The 22,145-nt window shown below is 20.0% G+C and carries 20 protein-coding genes; 16 read left to right on the forward strand and 4 right to left on the reverse strand.

The genetic code is table 11. The features are described from left to right. Positions 1–173: 173 nt before the first annotated feature. The gene (gene truA, locus GJT84_RS00390) at positions 174–1,001 is read right to left on the reverse strand and encodes a tRNA pseudouridine(38-40) synthase TruA (RefSeq protein WP_246208499.1); all 828 of its coding nucleotides are present in this window, start codon (positions 999–1,001) and stop codon (positions 174–176) included. A 150-nt stretch (positions 1,002–1,151) separates the two neighbouring features. On the opposite strand from truA, the gene GJT84_RS00395 reads away from it, so the two are divergent. The 3 genes from GJT84_RS00395 (at position 1,152) to lipA (ending at position 3,992) form a co-directional block, all read left to right on the forward strand. After that, positions 1,152–2,372, forward strand: a complete 1,221-nt coding sequence (locus tag GJT84_RS00395; protein ID WP_168866916.1) for a serine-type D-Ala-D-Ala carboxypeptidase — start codon at positions 1,152–1,154, stop codon at positions 2,370–2,372. 46 nt (positions 2,373–2,418) lie between these two features. Continuing rightward, positions 2,419–3,063 (forward strand): lipoyl(octanoyl) transferase LipB, encoded by a 645-nt coding sequence (gene lipB, locus GJT84_RS00400; protein WP_168866917.1) that lies wholly within the window; start codon positions 2,419–2,421, stop codon positions 3,061–3,063. A gap of 62 nt (positions 3,064–3,125) precedes the next feature. Further along, positions 3,126–3,992 (forward strand): lipoyl synthase, encoded by an 867-nt coding sequence (lipA, locus tag GJT84_RS00405; RefSeq protein WP_168866919.1) that lies wholly within the window; start codon positions 3,126–3,128, stop codon positions 3,990–3,992. A gap of 171 nt (positions 3,993–4,163) precedes the next feature. On the opposite strand, the gene cspE is transcribed toward lipA, so the two are convergent. Continuing rightward, positions 4,164–4,373, reverse strand: a complete 210-nt coding sequence (cspE, locus tag GJT84_RS00410) for a transcription antiterminator/RNA stability regulator CspE (RefSeq protein WP_168820002.1) — start codon at positions 4,371–4,373, stop codon at positions 4,164–4,166. 184 nt (positions 4,374–4,557) lie between these two features. On the opposite strand from cspE, the gene GJT84_RS00415 reads away from it, so the two are divergent. The 3 genes from GJT84_RS00415 (at position 4,558) to GJT84_RS00425 (ending at position 8,413) form a co-directional block, all read left to right on the forward strand. Then, the gene (locus tag GJT84_RS00415; RefSeq protein ID WP_168866921.1) at positions 4,558–5,340 is read left to right on the forward strand and encodes an enoyl-ACP reductase FabI; all 783 of its coding nucleotides are present in this window, start codon (positions 4,558–4,560) and stop codon (positions 5,338–5,340) included. 123 nt (positions 5,341–5,463) lie between these two features. Then, positions 5,464–7,008: a Re/Si-specific NAD(P)(+) transhydrogenase subunit alpha gene (locus GJT84_RS00420; RefSeq protein WP_168866922.1), complete on the forward strand. Its 1,545-nt coding sequence runs from the start codon at positions 5,464–5,466 to the stop codon at positions 7,006–7,008. A 13-nt stretch (positions 7,009–7,021) separates the two neighbouring features. Then, on the forward strand, positions 7,022–8,413 hold the full coding sequence (locus GJT84_RS00425; protein WP_168866923.1) for an NAD(P)(+) transhydrogenase (Re/Si-specific) subunit beta: 1,392 nt from the start codon (positions 7,022–7,024) through the stop codon (positions 8,411–8,413). A 172-nt stretch (positions 8,414–8,585) separates the two neighbouring features. Here GJT84_RS00425 and rne read toward each other — a convergent pair whose 3' ends face one another. After that, positions 8,586–11,240, reverse strand: a complete 2,655-nt coding sequence (rne, locus tag GJT84_RS00430) for a ribonuclease E (protein WP_168866924.1) — start codon at positions 11,238–11,240, stop codon at positions 8,586–8,588. A 340-nt stretch (positions 11,241–11,580) separates the two neighbouring features. Between rne and GJT84_RS00435 the strand changes: the two genes are divergently transcribed. The 10 genes from GJT84_RS00435 to GJT84_RS00480 all read left to right on the forward strand — a co-directional run bounded on the left by GJT84_RS00435 (position 11,581) and on the right by GJT84_RS00480 (position 20,177). Beyond that, on the forward strand, positions 11,581–12,531 hold the full coding sequence (locus tag GJT84_RS00435) for an RluA family pseudouridine synthase (RefSeq protein ID WP_168866925.1): 951 nt from the start codon (positions 11,581–11,583) through the stop codon (positions 12,529–12,531). A gap of 133 nt (positions 12,532–12,664) precedes the next feature. Then, positions 12,665–12,838: a 50S ribosomal protein L32 gene (rpmF, locus tag GJT84_RS00440; protein ID WP_168866926.1), complete on the forward strand. Its 174-nt coding sequence runs from the start codon at positions 12,665–12,667 to the stop codon at positions 12,836–12,838. A gap of 290 nt (positions 12,839–13,128) precedes the next feature. Beyond that, positions 13,129–14,076, forward strand: coding sequence for an ACP S-malonyltransferase (gene fabD, locus GJT84_RS00445; protein WP_281348993.1), 948 nt, complete (start codon positions 13,129–13,131; stop codon positions 14,074–14,076). After that, the gene (gene fabG / locus GJT84_RS00450) at positions 14,073–14,810 is read left to right on the forward strand and encodes a 3-oxoacyl-[acyl-carrier-protein] reductase (protein WP_168866927.1); all 738 of its coding nucleotides are present in this window, start codon (positions 14,073–14,075) and stop codon (positions 14,808–14,810) included. The genes fabD and fabG overlap by 4 nt, the downstream gene beginning before the upstream one ends. A 150-nt stretch (positions 14,811–14,960) precedes the next feature. Then, on the forward strand, positions 14,961–15,200 hold the full coding sequence (gene acpP, locus GJT84_RS00455; RefSeq protein ID WP_168866928.1) for an acyl carrier protein: 240 nt from the start codon (positions 14,961–14,963) through the stop codon (positions 15,198–15,200). Between the two features lie 77 nt (positions 15,201–15,277). Then, a complete protein-coding gene (gene fabF / locus GJT84_RS00460; RefSeq protein ID WP_168866930.1) occupies positions 15,278–16,516 on the forward strand; it encodes a beta-ketoacyl-ACP synthase II in 1,239 nt (412 codons plus the stop codon). Between the two features lie 134 nt (positions 16,517–16,650). Continuing rightward, complete coding sequence (gene tmk / locus GJT84_RS00465) at positions 16,651–17,271, forward strand: dTMP kinase (protein WP_168866932.1); 621 nt, start codon at positions 16,651–16,653, stop codon at positions 17,269–17,271. A gap of 15 nt (positions 17,272–17,286) precedes the next feature. Next, on the forward strand, positions 17,287–18,306 hold the full coding sequence (locus GJT84_RS00470; RefSeq protein ID WP_168866934.1) for a DNA polymerase III subunit delta' C-terminal domain-containing protein: 1,020 nt from the start codon (positions 17,287–17,289) through the stop codon (positions 18,304–18,306). A 47-nt stretch (positions 18,307–18,353) separates the two neighbouring features. After that, a complete protein-coding gene (gene ptsG / locus GJT84_RS00475; protein ID WP_168866935.1) occupies positions 18,354–19,811 on the forward strand; it encodes a PTS glucose transporter subunit IIBC in 1,458 nt (485 codons plus the stop codon). Between the two features lie 15 nt (positions 19,812–19,826). After that, the gene (locus tag GJT84_RS00480; RefSeq protein ID WP_168866937.1) at positions 19,827–20,177 is read left to right on the forward strand and encodes an HIT domain-containing protein; all 351 of its coding nucleotides are present in this window, start codon (positions 19,827–19,829) and stop codon (positions 20,175–20,177) included. 113 nt (positions 20,178–20,290) lie between these two features. On the opposite strand, the gene GJT84_RS00485 is transcribed toward GJT84_RS00480, so the two are convergent. Further along, positions 20,291–22,027 carry a potassium/proton antiporter gene (locus tag GJT84_RS00485; RefSeq protein ID WP_168866939.1) on the reverse strand — a complete coding sequence of 579 codons (1,737 nt, stop codon included), beginning with the start codon at positions 22,025–22,027 and terminating at the stop codon, positions 20,291–20,293. Positions 22,028–22,145 lie beyond the last annotated feature (118 nt).

The raw sequence follows: 22,145 nt of genomic DNA on the forward strand, positions 1-22,145 counted from the left end.
CAAAAATTTTATTTTATAAAAAATATATAATTATGAAATTATTATTTTTTATATTTTAATATAAATTTTATATAAAATATTTCATATAAATTATAATTATATATTAAATTAATAATTTTTTAATAAAAATTAAACTTTTAAATATTAATTAAAATTATTATAAAAATAATTTTTTATAAAATATATGGAAAATTTAGGTGATTATAATATGGGATATTAAATTTTTTTGGATATTCTATTTCTATTAAAAATAATCCATTAGGTTTTACTGTAGCTGATGCTTTAGTTCTATCTTTTATTTTTAATAATTCTAATAACCAAGTTTCTTTTTTTATATTTGATCCTATTTCTAATAAACAACCTACTATTGTACGTACCATATGATAAATAAAAGAATTAGCTTTAATATCAATAATTATATAATTATTATGTTTTGTTATATTAAGATGTATTATTTTTCTATAAGAACTATTAGATTGACATTTAACAGATCTAAAAGAAGTTAAATCATTTTCTCCTATTAAATATTTTGCTGCTTTATTCATTTTTATAATATCTAAATTATGATGATATTGAGTAACTAAATTATTTAATATACCAGATCGATATTTACTATTATATATAATGTAATAATATTTACGAGATATAGCACTAAATCTTGCATGAAAATCTTTGATTACTGGAATAATCCAATTAACTACTATATCTTTAGGTAATAAACTATTAATTCCTAATATCCAAGATTTAATTTTACGTATAGTATGAGTTTCAAAATGAATAACTTGTCCTATACTATGAACTCCTATATCTGTTCTACCAGCACAAAAAACTTCTATATTATGATTAGCAATTATAGATATTGCATTTTCTATATGTTGCTGTATAGTATTTGGATTTTTTTTTTGTTTTTGCCATCCATGGTAATTACTACCATTATATTCTATACCTAAAGCAAATTTATTGTTTTTTTTTATATTAATTTGATTATTATTTACTAACAAATTTTATTCCTTTATTTACAATAATATATAAATCTGTTTCTATTTTATAGAAAATTATATAAAATAATATTTTAAGAAAATAATTTAATAATAAAAATTATATTTATTTAAAATTAAAAATATAATATTAAATATAGAGTTTAACATATAATGAAAGTAATAAATAATTGTATTAAATATTATTATAAAATATTAATTAACTTAATATTAATTATTACATACACGATGTATTCTTGTATATCTTATAGTCATGAAAATATTTTTGAAAATATATCTAAACCTATGATAAATGCTGAATCATATATTTTAATAGATTATCATACAGGTTTAGTATTAGCAGAAAAAAATGCAGATATACATTATAAACCTGCTAGTTTAGCAAAAGTAATGACTAGTTATGTAATTGAACAAGCTATCAAATTACAAAAAATTCATCGTAATGATATAGTTGCTATAGGTAAACATGCTCATTATTTAGGTAATACATTATTTAATGGTTCATCTTTAATGTTTTTAAAATATGGTGACCATGTTTTTGTTAAAGATTTAATTAAAGGGATTATATTACAATCAGGTAATGATGCTTGTGTTGCAATGGCTGAATATATATCTGGAAATCAAAATAATTTTGTTAATTTAATGAATTTTTATTCAAGAAAAATAGGGTTAAAAGATACAATTTTTAAAAATGTACATGGATTAGATGAATTTAATCAATATACTTCTGCTAGAGATATGTCAATTTTAGGATCAGCATTAATAAGAGATTTTCCTAATCAATATAATTTATATAAAGAAAAAGAATTTACCTTTAATAAAATTCATCAAACAAATCGTAATTCATTATTATGGGATAAATATTTAAATGTAGATGGTATTAAAACTGGACATACTAAAACTGCTGGTTATAATTTAATAGTTTCTGCTAAAAAATATAATATGAGACTTTTAGCTGTTATTTTAGGAGAAAAAACTGAAAAAAATCGTACATTAGAAAGTAAAATATTATTAAATTGGGGGTTTAAAAATTTTAAAACTATTAATCCAATAATGAAATATAAAAAATTTAGTTCTGTTCCAGTTTTTTTTGGAAAATATCATTTTATACCTATAGGTGTCAATAAAGACATATATTTAACTTATATAAAAAGTCAAGAAAAAAAACTAAACGTAATATATATTATTCATTATAATAAAATAGTAGCACCTATTTATAAATATCAAATATTAGGAAGTGTTAGTTTTGTAATAAATAATCATATATTAAAAACTTATCCATTAATATCTTTAAAAGATATTCCTAGAGGTAATATTTTTATTTGTATTTTTGATTATATTAGATTATTATTAAGCAAATGGTTGTATCAATAATTTTTTAAAATAATATCTTTCATTAAAATCAATATTCATATTAATTATGTATGACTATGACAATAATTTATTTATACGTTATTTAGGTATAGAACCCTGGATTTTAACGTATAAAAAAATGAATAATTTTACTCAACAACGAAATAATAATACATTAGATGAAATTTGGATGGTAGAACATATACCAGTATTTACACAAGGAAGAACTTCTAAAAAAGAAGATATTTTATGTATTAATCATAAAATACCTTTATTTAATAGTAATAGAGGTGGAAAAATTACATATCATGCTCCTGGACAACAATTAATGTATATATTAATTAATTTAAAAAAACGTAATATTAATATAAGATTATTAATTTTAATGTTAGAACAAACTATAATAAATATTTTATTATATATAGGTATAAAAGCAGATAAATTATTACACAAGTATAATACTGGTGTATATATTAATAATAAAAAAATTGCTTCAATAGGATTGAAAATATCTAGAGGATATTCATTACATGGTGTTGCTATAAATGTTAATATGGATTTATTGCCTTTTTCTTATATTAATCCATGTGGTTTTCATAAATTAAAAATGATCCAAATAAAAGATTTAGTTCCTAATATCAAAATTTCTCAAATAAAAAATTTAATGATTAATGAATTCATTAAATTATTAAATAAATATAGTAAAATATAAAATTAATTTCATATATAAAATAATAACAATTCATTTATAAATAATTAATAAATTTAAATAATATGAAACAAAATTTTTTAAAAAAACCTAATTGGATAAAAATTAAATTTTCAGAAAAAAATATTCATAAAGTTAAAAAAATTAAATCTATTATCAAAAATAATAAATTACATTCTGTTTGTGAAGAAGCTGCTTGTCCTAATATGATGGAATGTTTTGGTAAAGGACAAGTAACCTTTATGATATTAGGTAATATATGTACTAGAAATTGTTTATATTGTAATGTTATTAATGGTAGACCATTAAAAAATATTAATAATGAAGCATTAAATTTAGCTAATACTATTTATCAATTGAAATTACAATATGTAGTTATTACTTCTGTTAATAGAGATGATTTGCATGATGGAGGAGCTAAACAATTTTCTACATGTATAAAATTAATACGTAAAAAAAATCCTGGTATTAAAATAGAAATTTTAGTTCCTGATTTTAAAAACTGTATTAATACAGCTTTAAATATTATTAAAAATACCCTTCCTAATGTTTTTAATCATAATATAGAAACAGTAGAACGTTTATTTAAAATAATACGACCTTCTGGAAATTATAAACAATCATTAAAATTATTAAAACAGTTTAAAAAAAATTTTCCTAATATTACAACAAAATCTGGATTAATGTTAGGTTTCGGAGAAACTAATGAAGAATTATTTAATACTTTATATGATTTAAAATCTAATGGAGTAGATATTATAACTATAGGACAATATTTGCAGCCAACTAAAAAACATATTCCTGTTAAAAAATATATTAGTATATTAGAATTTAATAAAATAAAACAAAAAGCTATTAATATAGGTTTTAAAAAAGTAATATGTGGTCCTTTTATACGTTCTTCTTATAATGCACAGAATTATTCTTATTAAAAATAATTGTGCCTCTGAATAGTTTAGATTTTTTTATAACATTTGTTTAAAACAAATTTTTCATTAGTTAAAAAATTTCTGATATATTTGTTTAATTTATAAATATTAAAATAAAAAACTTAAACACTCAGAGGCAACAGAATTCATAGATCTTTCAAAATACTAATAATTTTAAATAGCAATTACATTAGCAGCAGAAGGACCTTTGGCTCCGTTAGTGATTTCGAACTCTACTTTTTGGCCTTCAGTTAATGTTTTGAATCCATTGCTTTGAATTGCAGAAAAATGTACAAAAACATCTTTACTACCATCTTCAGGAGTAATGAAACCAAAGCCTTTAGATTCATTAAACCACTTAACGTTACCTTTAATCTTGGACATCAATTATTACCTTTAAATAAAAATAGACACTGAAGTGTGTCAATTAAAGTACAACAATTAATAATTCATTTGTCTAGTGAAACAAATCAAAAAAGTGAGAAATGTCGAATTTTTTAAAATATTATTTTATTATTTTTAATTTTAAAATTAAATATATTATTTTTTTAAAAGGTATAATTTTTTTATGCAATTATTATTAGGAAAAAAAATATTAATTACAGGGATAATAAGTAAATTATCTATTGCTTATGGAATAGCTCGAGCTATGTATAATAATAAAGCGGAATTAATTTTTACATATCAAAAAGAAAAAAATAAAAAAAGGGTAGAAAAATTAGTAAAAAATATGACACATTATCCAATAATAAAATGTGATGTATCTAAAGATAATAATATAAAATCTTTATTTATTAAAATATCTCAATTTTGGAATAAATTTCATGGATTCATACATTCTATAGCTTTTGTTCCAAAAAACCAATTAAAAGGTAGTTTTATTGATAATATATCAAGAAAGGGATTTCAAATAGCTCATGATATTAGTTCATATAGTTTAACAGCGATGGTTAAAGAATGTCGTAATATGTTATATCCTAAATCTGCAATAGTTTCTTTATCATATTTAGGCTCTAATAGAGTTATCCCTAATTATAATGTTATGGGATTAGCAAAAGCATCATTAGAAGCTAATATTCGCTATATAGCGTCTGATATTGGAAAACAAAATATTAGAATTAATGGAATATCTTCTTCTCCAATAAAAACGTTAGCTGCATCAGGAATTAATAATTTTAATTATATATTAAAATATTATAATAAAATGACACCATTATCATATACAATTACAATTAATGATATTGGTAATGTTGCAGTATTTTTATGTTCTGATTTATCATGTGGAATTACAGGAGAAATTATTCATGTAGATGGAGGATTTAATCTTATTGCTATAAATAAAAATTTTTAATTTTAATTTAATTAATTTATAAAAAATATAAATTTGATAATAATTTTAATAAATGATAATTTTTATATTTTAATAATGTTTAAAACATAGAACATAAATTTTATATAAAATAAGGATTTAATAATGTTAATTGGTATACCTAAAGAAAAATTATTTAAAGAAAAGAGAGTAGCTATTACTCCTATATCAGTAAAAATATTAATAAAATTAGGTTTTACTATATTTATTGAAAAAAATGCTGGAGAAAATGCTTATTTTCAAGATCAAGATTTTATTAATGTTGGAGCCCAAATTGTTAATAATGATCAAATTTGGAATACTAATATAATAATTAAAATTAATCCTCCTGATGTGGAAGAAGTAAAATTAATAAAAAAAAATAGTATATTAATTAGTTTTATTTGGCCTTCAAAAAATTATACTTTATTAAAAGAATTAGCAATTAAAAATATTACAGCTATATCTATGGATTCAGTACCTAGAATTTCTAGAGCACAATCTATAGATGCTTTAAGTTCTATGAGTAATTTAGCTGGATATAGAAGTATTATAGAATCAACCTATTTATTTGGTAGATCTCTTAATGGACAAATTACAGCTGCAGGTAAAATTTTACCTGCTAAAGTAATTGTAATAGGTGTTGGAGTTGCTGGACTATCTGCTATTGCAACTGCAAGAAGTTTAGGAGCAATTGTTAAAGCATTTGATACTAGGGAAGAAGTTAAAGAACAAATTAATAGTATGGGTGCTATATTTTTACAATTTAAAAAAAAATATAAAGATTTAAATAATAATGAATCTTTTTATTTAAATCAGATAAATTCAGAAATTAAACTTTTATCTAATTATATGAAAGAAACAGATATTATTATTACTACAGCATTAATACCTGGTCAAAAAGCTCCTATTTTAATTAATAATGAAATGATCAACAATATGAAACCTGGAAGTATTATTGTTGATTTAGCAGCTGAAAATGGTGGTAATTGTATATTAACTCAAAAAGATAAAATTATTATAACTAAAAATAATATTAAAATAATAGGTTTTACTAATTTACCTAGTAAAATGGCTGTACAAGCTTCTCAATTATATAGTAATAATGTTACAAACTTAATTAAATTATTATTATCTAAAAAAGGTAAAAAATTAAATATTGATTTTAAAGATGAAATTATACGTAATATGACTGTTACTTATGATAAAAAAATAATTTGGCCAGCACCATTAATTAAAGAAAAAAATTTTGAACAAAATTTAGAAAAACCATATAGTTTAAAACTAAAAAAAAACGATATAAATAATAAACAAGATAAATCTTATTTTAAAAATTTTCAAAAATATTTTTTTATATTTTTAAGTTTATCTTTTATTTATACTCTAAAATTTCTTCCTAAAGAAACTATACCTCATTTTATAATATTTTTATTATCTTGTATAATAGGTTATTATGTTATATGGAATGTTAGTCATAAATTACATACTCCTTTAATGTCAGTAACAAATGCAATTTCAGGTATTATTATCATTGGTGTTATATTTCAAATTAATAATAATAACATATTAATAACTATATTATCATTTTTAGGAATATTACTATCTAGTATAAATATTTTTGGTGGATTAACTGTAACTCAACGTATGTTAAAAATGTTTAATAAAAAATAAGAGGTATTAATAGATGTTTGATGGACTAGCAATAGTTACATATACTATATCTTCAATATTATTTATATTTAGTCTTGCAAGTCTTTCTCAAAAAGAAACTTCTAAAAAAGGAAATTTATTTGCTATTATAGGAATGATAATTGCAATTACAGCTGCTATATTAAATTCTCAATTTAATAATATTGGTTATATATTAATAGCTATTATTTTAGGAGGTATTATTGGTATAAATATATCTAAAAAAATAGATATGACTAAAATGCCTCAATTAATTGCTATATTACATAGTTTTGTAGGATTAACTGCAATTTTTGTAGGAATAAATAGTTATTTATTAATATATTATGATATAAATCAAATACATGACTCAATAAAATTAATAGAAATATTTATTAGTATTTTTATAGGATCTATAACTTTTATAGGTTCAATTATTGCATTTAGTAAATTATCAGGAATTATCACATCAAAAGCTTATAATTTTAAATTTAAAAAATTAATTAATATTAGTACATTTATTATTTCTATTATTTTAATGATAATATTTTTAAAAACAAAATATATTATTTTACAAATTTTATCATTAGTATTTATGATACATATTTCATTAATTTTTGGTTTATATTTAATAATTAGTATAGGTGGTGCAGATATGCCTGTAGTAATTTCAATGTTGAATTCTTATTCAGGTTGGGCTGCTGCAGCTTCTGGATTTATGTTAAATAATGATCTTTTAATTATTACTGGAGCACTAGTTGGTTCTTCTGGAGCAATATTATCATATTTAATGTGTAAAGGTATGAATAGATCATTTATTAATGTAATATTTGGAGGATCACAAAATAAAAAAAGTACTAATATTATTGAAAATGATATTGAACAACAATATAGAAAAATTTCTATAAACGATACAGTAGAACTTTTGAAAGATTCTAGTAATATTATTATAATTCCTGGATATGGAATGGCTGTAGCACAAGCTCAATATCCTATTTCTGAAATAGTAAAAAAATTAATTTCATATAATATTAAAGTAAGATTTGCTATTCATCCAGTAGCAGGAAGGTTACCAGGACATATGAATGTTTTATTAGCAGAAGCAAATATACCTTATGACATCATATTAGAAATGGATGAAATTAATAAAGATTTTTCTAATACTGATACTGTATTAATTATAGGAGCTAATGATACAGTTAATCCATCAGCTCAAGATGATAAAAATAGTCCAATTTCAGGAATGCCAGTACTAGAAGCTTGGAAAGCAAAAAATATTATTATTTTTAAAAGAAGTATGAATTATGGATATTCTGGTATTACTAATCCTTTATTTTATAAAGAAAATAGTTATATGTTATTCGGAGATGCAAAAGAAACAATTAATAAAATTTTAAAAATATTATAATAATTGTTGATTCTAGATTTTAATAAAATAAATTACTAGAATCAACTTTTAAACGTAATGAATTAAATTATTTAATTATATGTATAAAATAGATTATTAATATTTTATATTATTGAAAATAATTATATTTTTTATATTAAAAATAATTTTTATTTTATATACTAGAATAATATTATGGTTTTTGTGCAGGAGCCGTAGCATATCTATTAGCTGCATGTCCCCCTGCTCCTTTATTTTTATTTTCCATGTTACATAATGAATATATTAATTTATTATTTTTATAATAATATAAGGATATATGTTTATTATTTGATTGTTTTTTTCTAAATAAAAGATTTTTATTAAATATTTTTTTTTCAAAAATATATTTTTTTTTTATAATTTTATTTTTTTTATTTATAATAATTTTTGATGATTTTTTTTTTTCTAAAAATAAATTATCTTTTATATGAAAGTTTATTTTAGATAAAAATTTTTTATTATAATTTAGTAAATGTATATTATTTTTTTTATAAAAAAATTGATAAAAAAACATAGATGAGTTAAAAATTAAATTTTTTTGAATATTTAAGTTATTTATAATATTTTTATTTATTTTTGAATTTATTTTATTATTTATTCTAACTGTTTTTGTAATTAATAAATTAGGTATTTTATTAATAATAAAAATATTTTGATAATAAATATTATTAAAATAAAAACTATAATATTTTTTATATATAAAATAATTTTTATCAGTATCTTTAAAAGCATATGATAAATTTTTTAAATTAATAATATTAAATTTATTTTTATCATTTTTTAATAGATTATTTTTTTTTAATATTAATTGATTTTTTGTTTCAATTATTTTTAATTTAGAAAATGTAAAAATATTTTGTTTTTTAATTATTGTTTGAAATATTTTAATATTAAAATTTAATTTAATTTGATTAAAAATATTTTTAATTTTTTTTATACAATTAATATTATTATCATATTTTTTTTTAAAATAATTAGTTATTTGCTTATTTTTATTTAAAAAAACATTTTTAATAATATTAATATTTTTTTTATTAAAATTACTAAATATAATGTTATTAAAATTTAATTTTTTATTATAAATAATATTATAAAAAAATTTTTTTATAATATTATTTATTTTTAAAAAATAATTAAAAATTTTATTTTCTCTAACACTATTATTTTGATTTTTAATAGAAATATTTTTATTTTGAATAAAATTTTTCTTTTTTACTAAATTTTTTTTTAATGATTGATGTGGATATTTATAATTTTTTTTATGATAAAACGTATAATTCAAATTATATGTTTTTGTTATAGAGTCATTAATATTTTTTTTATCTTCTCCATGACGAATACGTAAAATAGAATAATTAGGAGTTTCTATTTGATCATTTGGAATAATAAAGGTTCGTATACCATTTTTCCTATTTTCAATAGCATTAACAGATTTTCTTTTTTCATTTAATAAATATGATGCTATTTTTACTGGTACTATTGCATATACTTCTTTTGTATTTTCTTTAAAAGATTCTTCTTCAATTAATCTTAAAATTGATAAAGATAATGATTTATTATCTCTTATTGTTCCATTACCTATACATCTAGGACACATATAATGACTTGATTCTCTTAGAGATGAACTAATTCTTTGACGAGACATTTCTAATAATCCAAATTTTGATATATGATTCATTTGTATTTTTGCTCTATCTTGACGTAATTTATCTCTTAAACGTTGTTCAACAGCTCTTTGATTTTCTGTAGGAGACATATCAATAAAATCAATAACAATTAAACCACCTATATCACGTAATCTTAATTGTCTTGCAATTTCATCAGTTGCTTCTAAATTAATATTAAAAGCTGTTTCTTCTATATCTATGCCTTTAGTTGCTTTTGCTGAATTAACATCAACTGATGTAAGTGCTTCAGTTGTGTCAATAACTATTGAGCCTCCAGATAATAAATTTACTTTTCTTTGAAATGCAGTTTCTATTTGTGATTCTATTTGATAATGACTAAATAATGGAATTTTACCAGAATATAATTTAATTTTTTTATTAAAATCAGATCTTCCTAATAAATTAATATATTCTTTAGCTAATTTTAATATTTCAGGATTATCAATAAGTATTTCGTTGATATCTGTAAGATAATCTCTAAAAGCTCTCATAATTATATTACTTTCTTGATGTATTAAAAAAGGAGCAGGTTTACTATTAGCTATTTTATTAATCAATTTCCAATGTTTTAATCTAAATTGCAAATCATATTCTAATTCTTTATTTTTTTTTCCTAATCCAGCAGTACGTATTATTAATCCCATTTCTTTAGGTAATTTTAATGTTAATAAAATTTCTTTTAATTCATTTCTTTTTTCACCTTCAATTCTTTTTGAAATGCCTCCTACTTTAGGACTATTAGGCATTAAAACTAAATATGTACCTGCTAAACTTATGAATGTAGTTAATGAAGCTCCTTTATTACCTCTTTCTTCTTTATTAATTTGTACAATTAATTCTTTTCCTTTGTATAAATATTCTTTAATATTTTCTTTTTTTAATAAAATATTATTCGAATTATCAGTAATATATTGATTATTAATTTCTTTAAAAGGTAAAAATCCATGTTTTTTAGTACCATAATCTACAAAAACAGCTTCTAAACTTTGTTCAATATGAATAATCTTACCTTTATATATATTAGATTTTTTTTGCTTATAAGTATCATTAGCTATATCTAAATCATATAATCTTTGTCCATCAACCATAGCTACACGTAACTCCTCATGTTGTGTAGCATTTATTAACATTCTTTTCATTATAACTTACTCATTACTTTTATATCAAGTTTATCATTTTATTAAAATTATTTAATTTATAAAAAATAGTATTTTATTTTTTATAAAAAATAATATTAAAATAATTTTATTAAAATTATTAATAAAATATATTAAATATTATTTTTATATGTTATTTTTAATATAATGGATGTTTGTATATTTTATTTACTAAATATTAAAATTATAATAAATAATCATAATTATTTATTCTAACATAAAAGTATATTTTCAAATAATTATTTTTATTAATAATATAAATTATATTTAAATATTATTTAAAATATAAATAATGATATTTATATATGGACTTTAAAATTTTATGTATAAAAAAATAGATAATAAATTTATAATTATACCTAATTATATTGATTCACAAAGAATTGATAATTTTTTAACTACAAAATTTAAAAACATTCCTAAAAGTTTTATTTATAGAATTTTACGACAAGGAAAAATTAGAGTTAATAAAAAAAAAGTAAATCCAAAATATAAAATAAAATCAAAAGATATATTAATTTTACCTTCAATTTATATAAATAAAATAAAAAAAAAAAAAATATTACTTAATGAAAAAAAAATAAATTTTTTTAAAAAAATGATTTTATTTGAAGATAAATATATTATTGCTATAAATAAACCTTCAGGTATTGCTGTTCATGGAGGTAGTGGTATAAATTTTGGTATTATTGAATATTTTCGAGTTTTATTTAAAAAAATTAAATTTTTAGAATTAGTACATAGATTAGATAAAGAAACTTCAGGTATATTATTAATAGCAAAAAAAAGATCTGTATTAAAAATATTACATAAACAATTACGTGATAATAGTGTGATAAAAAATTATATAGCTTTAGTAAAAGGAAATTATACTAAAAATAATCATGGTCATATAAAAGGTTTTTTATTAAAAAAAAAAAATAATAATAAGATAAAAGTAATGACACATAATACGATTGGTAAATATTCAGAAACAAAATTTCAAGTTATAAAATATTATCATACTATGATGTTATTAAATATAATTCCTTTAACAGGACGTACTCATCAAATTAGAGTACATATGTCTCATATTGGTCATCCAATTGTTTATGATCAACGTTATGGAGATAATAATTTTAATTTAAATTTAAAAAAACAAATAGGATTAAATAGATTATTTTTACATGCACAAAAAATAAAATTTATACATCCAATAACAAATAAAAAAGTTAATATATATGCTCCTTTAGATTATGAATTAAATAATTATTTATTAAAATTAGATTCTTAATTTAAGAGTATTATTTTTTTATTGAATATCTACATTTTTAAATATATAATTTTTAAAAATAAAAATAATATTTCTATAAATTTATAATATTTATAATTAAATTATTATTTGAAAACAAATAAAAGGATTAAATATGGCTGTACAAAAAAGTAAAAAATCCAGATCTAAAAGAGGGATGCGTCGTTCTCATAATAAATTATCTGTAAATAAAATTTTATTAACTGATAAAAAATCAGGAAAAAAATATTTATATCATAATATGACATCTGATGGTTTTTATAAAGGAAAAAAAATAATAAATAAATAATTTTTATCTTTAATTATTTAAAATTTTATAAATTGATATTTATGAAATAAATATTCAAAAATTATTGATAAAAATTCTAATATTATATTATTTTATAATAAAATATCTAAATTATTTACTAAAATAGAATTTATTTTCTATATGTTTATTATAAAAAAAATATAATTTATTCATAAAATAAATTAAATAAAAAATAAATATTTTAAAAATTTTTATATTTTATATAGGAACATTAGTTTGAATATCAATAATAATTCATTATTAAATATACAAAAAAAAAAATAGCGGCTATTTTTCCAGGTCAAGGATGTCAATTTATTGGAATGTTATCAGATTTATCTGATAATAATTTAATTATTAAAAAAATTTTTCAAAAAGCATCTAATATTTTAAAATATGATCTATGGAATTTAATTCAAAAAGGTCCTGTAAAAAAATTAAATATAACCTATTACTCTCAACCTGCTATATTAACATCATCTTTTGCAATATATAAATTATGGTTACATAAAAATAATATAATACCTAATATTATGGCTGGTCATAGCTTAGGTGAATATACAGCTATGTTATGTAGTAATGTTATTAATTTTTATGATGCTATTCAATTAGTTAATTATAGAGGTAAATTAATGCAAGAAATATCTTATTCTTTAAAAGAAAATAATATTGATGGATATTTTATGCAAGTTATTATAGGTTTAAATAAGGTTTTAGTTCAAAAAATTTGTAAAAAAGAAGCAAAAACTAATATAGTTAATATTTCTAATTATAATACATACAATCAAGTTACAATTAGTGGTAATAAAAATGCTATATTAAGAGTTGTTAAAACATGTAAATCATTAGGTGCTTATAATATACCATTATATATTAATGTACCTTCACATTGTTTATTAATGAAACCAATAGTAAATAAATTTAAAAAATTTTTAGAAAATATTAAATTTAATCAACCTAAAATTCCTATTGTTAATACTCTTAATATAAAATGTGAAACATCTCCTAAGGAAATAAAATATAATTTAATACGTCAATTATATAATCCAATAAACTGGGTTGAATGTATAAAATATATATCAAATAAAAATATAAATAATTTATTAGAATTTGGTCCTAAAAATATATTAGCAAAACTAACTAAACAAATTATTAATAATGTAGATGTTATTTCAATAAATAATTCCAAAACATTATCTATTGCATTAAAAAAATATAATAATATGAGAAAAATATGAATTTAACAGGAAAATTAGCTTTAGTAACAGGAGCTAATCGAGGTATAGGATATTATATTTCTAATACTTTAGTAAATTATGGTGCTAAAGTTATTGGAACATCTAAAAGTATTCATGGTGTAAAAATTATAAACAAATATTTAGGTAAAAAAGGTATTGGTTTAAAATTAGATTTAATAAGTAATTCTGGATCTATTAAAAATTTTTTAAATAACATTCATCATAAATTTGGTAATATAGATATATTAGTAAATAATGCTGGTATTACTTCTGATAATCTTCTAATAAAAATGAAGGAGAGTGAATGGAATAATGTTTTAATAACTAATTTAACTTCCGTTTTTATATTAACAAAAGAAGTTATCCGTTACATGTTAAAAAAATCATTTGGACGTATTATTACTATAGGATCTATAATAGGATCTATAGGTAATATAGGTCAAGTAAATTATGCAGCATCAAAATCAGGTTTAATAGGATTTAGTAAATCTTTAGCGTTAGAAGTAGCACACAAAGGAGTTACGGTTAATATTATATCTCCTGGATTTATTGAAACTGATATGACTCATAAACTTTCAAAATATATAAAAAATCATATTTTATCTAAAATACCTTTTAAACGTTTTGGTAAACCACAAGAAGTAGCTGATGCTGTAGCATTTTTAGCTTCTGATAAAGCATCATATATTACAGGAGAAACAATACATGTTAATGGTGGCTTGTATATGCCTTAAATTAGTATAATTTTTATTATATAAATTATATTAGATTTTTGAAATTAACATTTTATTTTTAATAAAGATACTAATAAGTAATAAATCTTTTTCAGAATTTGATAAATAGCGAACCATCGCATGAATAAGTTTTATAGGAAATTTAATAGTATGAGTAGTTCCACAGAAAAACGTATTAAGAAAATTATTAGTGAACAACTTGATGTTAAACAAGAAAATGTTATTAATACTGATGCTTTTATAAAAGATTTAGGAGCAGATTCTCTTGATACTGTTGAGCTAGTCATGGCTCTAGAAGAAGAGTTTAATATTGAAATTTCAGATGAAGATGCTGAAAAAATTACTACCGTTCAAGAAGCAATTAATTATATTAACTATCACCAAAATTAAATAATATCAAAGGATGAATTTAATATTTTAATTCATCCTTTGATCATTATTTAAAATAATTTTATATTATAAAAAATATGTTAAAACGTAGAGTGGTTATTACTGGTATAGGTCTTATTACTCCTACAGGAAATACAGTAAGAACTAGTTGGAATAATGTTGTAAATGGAAATAGTGGTATTGATTTAATAAATGATTTTGATACAAGTAAATATACTACTAAATTTGCAGGATTAATAAAAAATTTTTCTTATAAAAATTTTATTACAAAAAAAAAAATACGTAATATGGATTTATTTATCCAATATGGAATAGTTGCTTCAAAACAAGCAATACAAGATTCAGGAATAATTATTAATGAAACAAATACTCGTAGGTTTGGTGTTGCAATAGGTTCAGGTATGGGTGGAATTGGTTTAATAGAAAAAAATAATTATATATTATATAATAAAGGTCCTAAAAAAATAACTCCTTTTTTTATTCCATCTATAATGATTAATATGATAACAGGAAATATTACTATTGATTATGAATTTAAAGGACCTACTATATCTATTAGTAGTGCTTGTAGTTCTGCAATGCAAAATATTGGAATGGCATCAAGAATAATATCTTATAATGATGCTGATTTAATGTTAGCTGGTGGTTCAGAAAAAGCAATAACTCCTTTAGGTCTAAGTGGATTTTGTGCAATCAGAGCACTATCTAAAAGAAATAATAATCCTAAAGAAGCTAGTCGTCCTTGGGATAAGGATCGAGATGGATTTGTTTTAAGTGATGGAGCAGGGATATTAGTGTTAGAAGAATATAATCATGCAAAAAAACGTAATGCAAATATTTATGCTGAAATAGTAGGATTTGGTATGAGTAATGATGCTTATCACATTACATCTCCATCTAAATATGGTGAAGGAGCTATTTTATCTATGTTAAATGCATTAAAAGATGCAAAAATTAATTCTAATAAAATTAGATATATTAATGCTCATGGTACATCAACTATATTAGGTGATATTGCTGAAGTTCATGCTATTAAATATATCTTTAAAAATAATTTAAAATTATTTGTAAGTTCTACTAAATCAGTAACTGGGCATTTATTAGGAGCTTCTGGTGCAGTAGAATCTATTTATTCTATTTTATCTTTAAGAGACCAAATAGTTCCTCCAACTATTAATCTAAATAATGTTGATAAAAATTTTAATTTAGATTTTATTCCTAATGTTGCACGTGATGTTAAAAACATGAAATATGTATTATGTAATTCTTTTGGTTTTGGAGGAACTAATGCTACACTAATTTTTAAAAAAATATAATGAATTAGATGAATAATTAAAATAATTAATTATATTTTTTATTTATTATTCAATAATAAAATATAATTTTTATATAAATTAAAATAATTATAAATATATAATAAAATTAATACATAAAATATAATTAAATAAATATGAAAAGAAACCAATTTATTGTTGTAGAAGGTATAGATGGATCAGGAAAAACAACAATTTGTAATTATATAATAAATTTACTTCATAATTTAAATATTCATAATATTATTTATACACATGAACCAGGAGGAACTCCTTTAGCTGAAAAATTAAGACAATTAATTAAATATTCAAAAAATGAAATATTATCTAGTAAAACTGAATTATTATTAATATATGCATCAAGATTACAATTATTAGATAATATCTTAAGACCAAATATTAATAATTGCTGGATATTATCTGATAGATATGATCTATCTTCATATGCGTATCAAATAGGTGGTAGAGGGATTAATAAAAAAGATATTTTATTTTTTCAAAAATTTATTCTTAATAATATTAAACCTAATATAACTATTTATTTAGATGTAAATCCAGTTATTAGTTTAAATAGAATTAAATTAAGGAAAAAAGATAGAATTGAAAAAGAATCTTTAACTTTTTTTTCTAAAGTAAGAAAATATTATTTAAAATTAGCCAATCAAAATAATAATATTATAATTATTGATGCTAATCAAAATCTTTATAATGTTAAATTAACAGTAAGAAAAATAATAATGAAATGGTTAAAAAATTAGGAAATATAAAAAATAATGTTATGTAAAAAAATATTTTCATTATGTTACCCTTGGTTAAATAATAATTATAAAAAAATATTATCTCAGTTTTTAAAAAATAAAAGTTATCATGCTTTTGTTTTTTGTTCAATAAATGGGATAGGCACTATAGATTTAATCTATGCAATAATTAAATGGATATTATGTACAAATAAAAATTATTTATATAATTGTGAAAAATGTAAAAATTGTATTTTAATAAAAACAGGTAATCATCCTGATTTATATATTATAAAAAAAAAATATGGTCATATAAATATAAGTATAGATAATATTAGAAATATTATTGATAATATTTATAATAATTCTTATAGAGACCAAGGGAAAATAATATGGTTACCATATGCTAAACAATTAAATAATTCATCTAGTAATGCAATTTTAAAAATTCTTGAAGAACCTCCTAAAAATACTTGGTTTTTTATACAATGTCATAATAAAAATGATTTATTAACTACGATATCTAGTCGTTGTCAAATATGGTATATTAATCCACCATCAGAAAAAGATGGATTATATTGGCTAAAAAAAAAATTAAATAATAATTATGAAAAAAAAATAATAATAACTGCATTACGTGTATGTAATTATTCTCCTATTAATGCATATAAATTATTAAATAGTTCTTTATGGTTACAAAGAAAAAATTTATATGAAATTTTTATTTCAGCAATAAAACATGATATATTATGTCTATTAAAAATATTAAATACTAATAATATCCTATTATATTTTAATTGGTTATATTTAATATTATTAGATGTAATAAAATATCATTTAAAATTTAAAAAAAAATTTTTTTATAATATAGATCAACTTGACTTAATTTTAGCAATATCAAATTTAATAAATTTAAATAATATATTTTTAATTATAGATGATTTATTATATTATCGTAAATGTTTAATTAATATTAATAATATTAATCAAAAATTAGTTTTAATTAGATTTTTATTATCATTAGAAAAAAAAACAAATATTAATAATAATAATTAATTATTTTAAATCTAGCAATAAAAATAAATAAAAATCAGGATTATATAATGTTTAATAATGTATTTGCTAATTTACAAAAAGTTGGTAAATCTTTAATGTTACCAGTTTCAGTATTACCTATTGCTGGTATATTATTAGGTATTGGATCAGCTAATTTTTACTGGTTACCAAAAATTATTTCTAATCTTATGGAAAAAACAGGAGGTTCTGTTTTTTCTAATATGCCATTAATTTTTGCTATTGGAATAGCTTTAGGTTTTACTAAAAATAATGGTGTATCTGCATTAGCATCTGTTATTTCATATGGTATTTTAACTAAAACTGTAGAAGTAATTATTCCATTATTACTATATAATATTCCATATGATATTATATTAAAAAAACATTTTGCTGATACAGGTGTATTAGGAGGAATTATATCTGGAGCTATAGCTGCATATATGTTTAATAAATTTCATCAAATTAAATTAGTGGAATATCTTGGTTTTTTTTCTGGAAGACGTTTTGTTCCTATTATTTCTGGTTTAACATCAATTTTTGTTGGAATTATATTATCTTTTATATGGTTACCGTTAGGTAAAATTATTCAATATTTTTCACATTGGGCAGCTTATCAAAATCCAATACTTGCTTTTGGAATATATGGAGTTGTAGAAAGATCTTTATTACCTTTTGGTTTACATCATATTTGGAATGTTCCGTTTCAAATGGAAATTGGATCATTTACTAATAATATAACAAAACAAGTATATCATGGAGATATTGCTAGATATATATCAGGAGATCCTAGTGCAGGTAAATTAGCAGGTGGTTTTTTATTTAAGATGTATGGTTTACCAGCAGCAGCAATTGCAATATGGCATTCATCTAAAAAAGAAAATAGAATTAAAATTGGTAGTTTAATGATATCTGCAGCATTAACTTCTTTTTTTACTGGAATTACAGAACCAATAGAATTTTCTTTTATGTATGTAGAACCTATATTATATGTAATACATATTATTTTAGCAGGTTTATCTTTTCCTATTTGTATAGCATTAGGAATGAGAAATGGAACAAGTTTTTCTCATGGTTTAATTGATTTTATCATATTAAGTGGTCATGGTAGTAAAATATGGTTATTTCCAATAATAGGAAGTTTTTATGCTATATTATATTATTCTATTTTTAGGATATTAATAGTTAAATGGAATTTAAAAACTCCTGGAAGAGAACATTCAAGTAATATATCTAATACTTATAAAAATATAATAGAAAAACAACCAGAATACATTAAACAATTAGTAGATAGTTTTGGAGGTAAAAAAAATATTACAAATTTAGACGCATGTATTACTAGGTTACGTGTTAGTGTTATAGATGTTAATAAAGTAAATCAAGAAAAATTAATAAAATTAGGTGCATTAGGAGTTATTATATCTGGTAATGGTGTACAAGCTGTATTTGGAACTAAATCTGATAATTTAAAAACAGAAATAGATATTTTCATAGGTAATAAATATTAATTTAATTATAATAAAATGAAAAATAATAATGATATTTTTAAAAAAATAATATTACATAAAACTTCAACAAAAATTATATATCAGGATAATTTAGTTACTGCTTTTAATGATATTTATCCTAAAAGTCCAGTACATATTTTAATTATACCAAATAATTTTATAGAAACTTTTAATGATATAAATCATACACATGAATTAATTTTAGGTAGAATGTTATTAGTTGCTTCTAAAATAGCAAAACAAAAAAGTATAGATAAAGATGGATATAGAATAGTTATTAATTGTAATAAACATGGATGTCAAGAAATATTTTATTTACATATTCATCTTCTAGGAGGAAGACAAGGAAGTAAAGAATATTATTGATATAAAATATTTAATTATTTTATAAAAAATTAAATATTATTAACAACTTAAAATAGTTTAAGTTAATAATATATTAAAATTTTTTTAATAAATTTTATTAAAATATAAAAACATTAATTAGTATTTTTTATAGAACTAATACCTATTCTACTAATTTTATTATTTTCTTTTTCTGCAATAGTCCATAAAATATTATTCCATTTAATATTATCTCCTACTACTATAGTATTACTTTTAATTAAAGAAATTAATAAATTTCCTATCGATTGCTGTACATCAATATGATCATTTAATTTTAAGCTATAAATTTTAACTATATCATATAATTTAGTTTCAGCATCAAGAATAAAATCTCCAAAAAATTTTTGATTTAATGATAATGAAATCGATTTACTAAATAGTTTTCCTAATTCTTTTAAATTATTTTCATGACCCATAATACAAATTATATCATCTTTTTGTAAAATAGTATTTCCAGTAGGTCTTAATAATATATTTTTTCTGAATAATGCAGTAATAAATGTTTGTTTAGGCATATATAAATCACGTAATGAGGATCCAATACACCAAGTTTCTGCATTTAATATATAAATAAATTGTTCCCATTGATATAGAACATTTATGTCTAAATTCATTCTATGATTAGGTAAAATAATGGATGGTATTAATATTTTTGTTTTTCGTGCAAAAAAAGTTAAAAAACTACCTTGAATTATTAAAGAAGTTACAACAACAATAAATGCTATATTAAAAAATAACATAGCATTTTCTATTTGTGAGATTACAGGAAATAATGCTAATATAATTGGAACAGCACCTCTTAAACCCATCCAACTAATAAAAAATTTTTCACGTAAATAAAAACGACTAAATGGTAATAATCCTATAAAAACAGATAATGGTCTAACTATAAAAACTATCCAAAAAGATAATACTAATGATGGTAATGCAATATGAAATAAAGAATAAGGAGTTACTAATAATCCTAATATTAAAAACATAGCTATTTGACTTAACCATGCAATACCATTGAATGTTTGAAGAATATTATTACAACTACGAATATTATAATTACCAATAACAAAACCATATAAATAAATTGCTAAAATGCCACTACCATCTAATAAATTAGTTAAAGAATAAATAAATATACCAATACTTAATGCTATTAATGGATATAATCCACTAACTAATATAATTTTATTAATAATTTTTTTAAATATCCATGCTCCAATTAATCCTAATATAATTCCTAATATAAATTCTTTAATTAAATGTAAAAAATGTAATATTAATATATTAATAGTAAAATCTAATTGTTTAATTTTAATCATTTTAATAATAGATGTTGTTAAAAATACAGCCATAGGATCATTACTACCAGATTCTATTTCAAGAATAGAAGTTACTCTTTCATTTAATCCTTTACCAGAAGTAAAAATAGCAGCAGCATCAGTAGATGCTAATATTGAACCAACTAGAAAACCATAAATAAAATGAATTTTAAATAGATAAGATGTAATAATTCCTATTAATCCAGCTGTTATTAAAACTCCAATTGTTGCTAAAGATAATGCAGGAGCTAAAGCAATTTTTATTGAAGAAATTTTTGTTCTCATACCTCCATCAAGTAAAATAACAGCTAAAGCTAAATTACTAATAATATTTGCTATTAAATAACTATGAAATGAAATTCTACCAATACCTCCTGATCCTGATAATATACCTATAGCTAAAAATACTAATAAAATAGAAACTCCTATTTTAGAAGTAATTGAACTTAGTAAAATACTAGATGTAATTAAAATACATCCAATTATAAATAAAATAAAAGTTGATTGTAAATCCAATGAAAATTGCTCCTGTATTTTGGATTATTATTAATTTTTGCATCATTATAAAATTCATATATAAATTATAATTTATATATGAATTTATGTTTTAAAATATTAAATAATATATCCAAAA

This window comes from Enterobacteriaceae endosymbiont of Plateumaris sericea (assembly GCF_012562605.1).
In the GTDB taxonomy this organism is placed as follows: Bacteria; Pseudomonadota; Gammaproteobacteria; order Enterobacterales; family Enterobacteriaceae.